This is a genomic window from Streptomyces sparsus (assembly GCF_054776295.1).
In genome coordinates, this window is sequence record NZ_BAAHCA010000145.1 from 1 (window position 1) to 6,014 (window position 6,014).

General features: G+C 73.6%; 4 protein-coding genes. 2 read left to right on the plus strand and 2 right to left on the minus strand.

The window, feature by feature from the left end:
* Positions 1–80 precede the first annotated feature (80 nt).
* Entirely contained in the window at positions 81–2,594 is a 2,514-nt protein-coding gene (locus tag ACYVE9_RS10175; RefSeq protein ID WP_461027448.1) for a glycoside hydrolase family 3 protein, read from the plus strand.
* Between the two features lie 98 nt (positions 2,595–2,692).
* Here ACYVE9_RS10175 and ACYVE9_RS10180 read toward each other — a convergent pair whose 3' ends face one another.
* Positions 2,693–3,613 carry an SGNH/GDSL hydrolase family protein gene (locus ACYVE9_RS10180; protein WP_461027442.1) on the minus strand — a complete coding sequence of 307 codons (921 nt, stop codon included), beginning with the start codon at positions 3,611–3,613 and terminating at the stop codon, positions 2,693–2,695.
* A 314-nt stretch (positions 3,614–3,927) separates the two neighbouring features.
* On the opposite strand from ACYVE9_RS10180, the gene ACYVE9_RS10185 reads away from it, so the two are divergent.
* Positions 3,928–4,422, plus strand: coding sequence for a DUF3145 domain-containing protein (locus tag ACYVE9_RS10185; RefSeq protein WP_461027443.1), 495 nt, complete (start codon positions 3,928–3,930; stop codon positions 4,420–4,422).
* 168 nt (positions 4,423–4,590) lie between these two features.
* Here the strand turns inward: ACYVE9_RS10185 and ACYVE9_RS10190 are convergent, their stop codons facing one another.
* On the minus strand, positions 4,591–5,874 hold the full coding sequence (locus ACYVE9_RS10190; protein ID WP_461027444.1) for a beta-ketoacyl-[acyl-carrier-protein] synthase family protein: 1,284 nt from the start codon (positions 5,872–5,874) through the stop codon (positions 4,591–4,593).
* Positions 5,875–6,014 lie beyond the last annotated feature (140 nt).

Sequence of the window (6,014 nt, forward strand, 5' to 3'; positions counted from 1 at the left end):
CCGGATTCTCCCGCGGCGCCTCCGGGCGGAACGCCGCCGAGAAGCGGGACGCAGCCGCCGAGCACGCCGTCGAGCGCGCCCTGCACCGACTCGACCTGGACACCAAGGCGCGGCTGCTCGCCGGCCAGGACACCTGGACACTGCCCGCCGTCCCCGAGATCGGACTCGACTCACTGGTCATGTCCGACGGGCCGATCGGTGTCCGGGGCGTGCGCTGGAGCGCGGACGACCCCTCCGTCGCGTTGCCCTCCCCGACCGCGCTCGCGGCCTGCTGGGACGTCGGCCTCGCCCGCCGGGCGGGCCGCCTGCTCGCGCAGGAGGCCCGCCGCAAGGGGGTGCACGTGCTGCTCGCCCCGACGGTCAACCTGCACCGGTCGCCGCTCGGTGGGCGGCACTTCGAGGCGTACAGCGAGGACCCGCTGCTCACCGGGGCCATCGGCAGCGGCTACGTCGCCGGTGTGCAGGACGGCGGCGTCGCCACCACGGTCAAGCACTTCGTCGCGAACGACGCGGAGACCGACCGCTTCACCGTCGACAACCTCGTCCCCACCCGGGCGCTCCGCGAGCTCTACCTGCGGCCCTTCGAGCTGATCGTGAGCCGGGCCCGCCCCTGGGGAGTGATGAGCGCCTACAACCGGGTCAACGGCCCGACCATGACCGAGCACCACCACCTGCAGAACGAGGTGCTGCGCGGGGAGTGGGGCTTCGACGGGATGATCGTCTCCGACTGGCTGGCGGCCCGGGACACCGTGCGGGCGATCACCGGTGGGCTCGACGTGGCGATGCCCGGTCCGCGCACGGTCTACGGGCCTGCGCTCGCCGAGGCGGTACGGGACGGCCGGGTGGAGGAACTCGCGGTCGACAACGCGGTCCGGCGGGTGCTGCGGCTGGCCGCCCGGGTCGGTGCCCTCGCCGACGCGCCACCGGCGGTCGCCGCCGCGGACCGTCCTGCCGCGCTCGACGGCCGGGCACTGGCCCACGAGATCGCCGCCCGCTCCTTCGTCCTGCTGCGCAACACCGCCCCCGCCCCCGACGACCGGCCGGTACTGCCGCTCGGCCCCCGCCCACGGGGCCGGATCGCCCTCAGCGGGGCTGCCGCCAGGGACGCCCGGATCTTGGGTGGCGGCTCCGCGACGGTGTTCCCCGCACAGGTCGTCGCGCCGCTGGACGGCCTGCGGGCGGCGCTGCCCGAGGGCTCGCTGAGCTACACGCTCGGCGCCGACCCCAACGACCGGCTGCTCGTCGCCGAGCAGGGCTTCGAGCTGCGCACGGTCTGCCGCGACGCCGCCGGACGGGAGCTGGGCGGGGGCCCGCTGCCCACCGGCCAGGTCCAGTGGCTGAGCGAACTGCCCGACGGTGTCGAGTGGGAGGCCCTGCACACGGTCGAGGTGGTCGGCACCTTCACGCCCAGGGAGAGCGGAGCGCACACCTTCGGCACCAGGGGAGTGGGCGAGTTCCGGCTCACCGTCGACGGCCGGGAGCTGTTCGCCGGTTCGCAGGCCGCCCCGGAGGGCGACCCCTTCGAGGTGTTCTTCGGCGCACCGGAGGAACGCGGCCGGGTCGAGCTGGTCGCGGGAACCCCCGTGGAGATCGGGCTGCGGCACACCGTGCGCAAGATCGTGGACGCGCCCGTGCAGGCGGTCGGCTTCGCCCTCATGCACCTGGATCCGCGCCGCGACCCGGACGAGCTGATCGCCGAAGCGGCCGCCGACGCCCGGACCGCCGACACTGCGATCGTGGTCGTGGCCACCACCGACCTGGTGGAGAGCGAGGGCTTCGACCGGACGGGCCTGGCCCTCCCGGGGCGCCAGGACGACCTGGTGCGTGCGGTCGCCGCGGCCAATCCCCGCACGGTGGTAGTGGTCAACGCCGGCTCACCGGTGGAGATGCCCTGGCGGGAGCAGGTCTCCGCGGTGCTGCTGAGCTGGTTCCCCGGCCAGGAGGGCGGGGCGGCTCTCGCCGACGTCCTGCTCGGCGCCGCCGAGCCGGGCGGCCGGCTGCCCACCACCTGGCCCGCGGCCCTGGGCGACGCCCCGGTGCGGCAGGTCACCCCCGCTGACGGAGAACTCCCCTACGAGGAGGGGGTGTTCATCGGCTACCGGGCGTGGCAGCACGCCGGCGTGCAGCCCGCCTACCCCTTCGGGCACGGCCTGGGCTACACCGAGTGGACGTACGAGTCGCTGACCGTGCACCCCGTGCCTGACGAGGACTCCGCCGACGGCCCCGGCGGCACCGACCCGGACAGCGAGGGCGACGGACACGGGGCGGACGGCGCCGCCCCTGCCGAGGACGCGTTCCGGGCGACGTTGCGGCTGCGCAACACCGGCGACCGGACCGGCCGGGAGACCGTGCAGCTGTACCTGGCACCGCTCGACCCCGCCGCCGTGGAGCGCCCGCACCGCTGGCTGGCCGGCTTCGCGTCGGTCACGGCAGAACCGGGGGAGACGGTGGAGACCGTCGTGGCACTGCCGCGGCGGGCCTTCCAGATCTGGGACGAGCAGGCCGACGGCTGGCGGCACGTGGGCGGCCGGTACCTGCTGGAGGCTGGTCGCAGCCTCACCGACCCCCGCCTCACCACCACCCTGAGCTGCTGACGACCGTCTCCGGCGTCCGCACACGGGGCACGGCCCCCGGCCGCGGTGAGCCGGGCCCGGACGGAACCTCCCACCGTCCGGGTCCGGCGCGTGCCGGGCTACGAGCCGGTGAGGGCCTCGTGCGCGAGCCTGGCGAGCACCCGCTGACCGTTCCTGCTCGGGTGGAACCAGTCCCAGCCGCTGAGCTCATCGCTGGTGAAGCGGTACTCGTGCACCGCGCCCCCGTCGTGGACGCAGCGCTTGTCCGCCGCGCACACCTCCGCCAGCACCTCGTTGTACTCGGACACCCGCTGGGCGACCGAGTCGCGGCGCCCGGTGGCCGCCGCGTCCGTCGCCGCCGGGTCGCGCAGCATCGACTGGCAGATGCCCATGTCCCACACCTGCGTCGCCGAGGGGTTGGCGCGCCCCTGCGACCAGAGCCGCATCAGGTCCGGCACGCTCGCCACGAAGATCCGGGTGTCCGGCAGTTCGCTCCGCAGCGTCTCCATCGCCGTACGGAAGTCCTTCCGGAACTCCGCCACCGGCGTCATGCCCGCCACCGTCTCGGTGCACGCGTCGTTCGCGCCGATCAGCACCGTCACCAGGCCCGGTTCGTTCACCACGGCCTTCTTCGCCTGCCCCGGCAGGTCGGCCATCACCGCCCCGGCGACCGCGTGGTTCCAGGTACGGCCCGCCGGATCGTCCAGCATCCGCTGCGCGAGGCTGTCGATGCCGTCCTCGGTGCCCGTGGCCCAGGACGCCTCGGGGCAGTCGGCGAGCAGTTCACAGGTGTCGAAACCGGTGGTGATGGAGTCGCCGAGAGCGGCGATGGAGTCGGGGCCGCCCTCCTTCGAGGGGGAGGGCTTCGCGGACGGGCGTGCGGAGCCGGTGGCGTCCCGGGAGGTGGCGGTGCCGCCGTCGTCATCGCCGCCCCCACCGCCACTGCCGCAGGCCGCGGTCCCGGCGAGCAGGGCGAGAACCAGCCCGGCGCCCGCCGCAGCCCGTGCGCCGCGCCGCCGGATGTGTGCGCTGACCGGCATTCAGTTGCTCCTGTCTCACCGGGCGGTGGGAGATCCGCCTTTGTCACGACCGTACGTGACGCGCCCGCCGTCCGGCACGGTAGCTTTGCCCCAGGCGGCCCTCATCGGCACGGTGACACGGAGCGGGTCTCACCACACGTCACATCCTGTCCCTTTTGGGGAGAATTGGCGTCCATGGTGTTTACTGTTCGTAACTCAGCGGTTGGTTAGCGCCGGCTGATGGGGCAGAATGTCAGGCGCCGATCGGCGCATGACCGCTAGGGATTCGAGGCTGCCCGCCGAAGGCGGAACTCGGAACCGCACTGGAGGTCCCGGTGACGACACGTGGAGTCCTGTTCGTCCACTCCGCACCCCGCGCACTGTGCCCGCACGTCGAATGGGCGGTCGCGGGAGTCCTGGGTGCCCGCGTCAACCTCGACTGGATCAAACAGCCCGTCTCACCGGGCACCTGGCGCGCCGAACTCTCCTGGCAGGGTGATCCCGGCACGGCGTCCCAGCTGGCCTCCGCTCTGCGCGGCTGGCACCTGCTGCGCTTCGAGGTCACCGCGGAACCCTGCCCGGCAGCGGAGGGCGAGCGCTACAGCTCCACCCCGCAGTTGGGCATCTTCCATGCGGTCACCGGCATGCACGGCGACATTCTGATCCCCGAGGACCGGTTGCGGGCCGCACTCGTCCGGGCCGGGCAGGGGGAGAGCGACCTGGCCGACGAGGTGGCCAAGCTGCTCGGCAAGCCCTGGGACGACGAGCTGGAACCGTTCCGCCACGCGGGAGAGGGCGCCCCGGTGCGCTGGCTGCACCAGGTGGTCTGAAGCCGCGGCGGGGGCCCGCACGTTGCGGCAGTCGGCCCGGCAGCGGCCGGACGGCCCACAGCCCACCTCGCGGTCCCGCGCGGGCCGCCTGACGTGAGACGGAAGGAGGGCCGCCCGGTGGGATGATCCCACCGGGCGGCCCTCCTTCGCTGTCGGCCGGTCCCGCGGTCAGACGGAGCGGAAGGCCAGCACCACGTTGTGGCCGCCGAAGCCGAACGAGTTGTTCAGCGCGGCGATGGTGCCCGAGGGCAGCGCACGCGTTCCGCCCCGGACGATGTCGGCGTCGACCTCCGGATCGAGGTCGTCCACGTTGATGGTGGGCGGCGCGACGCGCTCCTTCAGCGCGAGCACGGTCGCCACCGTCTCGATGCCGCCGGCGCCACCGAGCAGGTGCCCGGTCATCGACTTGGTGGCGGAGATCGCCACATGGTCGAGGTCGTCACCCAGCACCTTGCGCAGCGCCTTGATCTCCGCGATGTCACCCTGCGGAGTGGACGTGGCGTGCGCGTTGAGGTGCACGACCTGCTCGGGCTTGAGATCGGTGCTGCCCAGCAGGTTGTCCAGGGCGGCGGCGATTCCGCGACCGGACGGCTCCGGCTGGGCGATGTGGTGGCTGTCCGCGGACAGGCCCTGGCCCAGCGCCTCGCAGTACACCCGGGCGCCGCGCCTGCGCGCGTGCTCGGCGGACTCCAGGATCACCACGCCCGCGCCCTCACCGAGCACGAAGCCGTTGCGCCCGGTGTCGTAGGGACGCGAGGCCTTCTGCGGCTCGTCGTTGTTCTTGGACATTGCCATCATGTTGGCGAAGGCCGCGATGGGCAGCGGGTGCACGGCCGCCTCGGTGCCGCCGGCGACCACCACGTCGGCCCGTCCGGACCTGATCATGTCGATCGCGTAGCCGATGGCCTCAGCGCCTGAGGCGCAGGCGCTGACCGGGGTGTGCACGCCCGCCTGGGCGTTCACCTCCAGGCCGACGTTGGCCGACGGGCTGTTGGGCATGAGCATCGGCACGGTGTGCGGGGAGACCCGGCGGGCGCCCTTCTCCCGCAGCACGTCGTACTGGTCGAGCAGCGTGGTCACGCCGCCGATGCCGGAGGCGATGACGGTTCCCAGCCGGGTCGGGTCGACGGCGGGCTCGTCGGCTCCGCCTTCGGCGGACTCACCCGCCTTGCCCTGGAAGCCGGCGTCGGCCCAGGCCTCGCGGGCCGCGATCAGCGCGAACTGCGCCGACCGGTCGAGCCGTCGGGCGAGCGGGCGGGGCAGAACCTCACCGGGGTCGACCGCCGCGGTCGCGGCGATCCTGACCGGCAGGTCGGCCGCCCACTCCTGGTCCAGTATGCCGACCCCGGAACGTCCGGCGATCAGCCCCTCCCAGGTCGATGCGCTGTCGCCACCCAGCGGCGTCGTGGCGCCGATACCGGTGACGACCACGGTTCGGTCGTTCGCGGTCACCTGAACTCCTTGCCGGGAGGCGGTTGGCCATCCCTGAGCAGTTGGCTGTGCAGCTTCGCGCTGCGACGGGCTGAGGGGCACCGGCTGACGCCGGGAACCGGACGGGCGGAGGCCTTGGGGGGGGGGGGGGGGGGGGGGGG

Coding starts and splice junctions, on each gene's coding strand:
- ACYVE9_RS10180 (WP_461027442.1), bottom strand. CDS start 3,613: ATGCCGGTCAGCGCACACATCCGGCGGCGCGGCGCACGGGCTGCGGCG.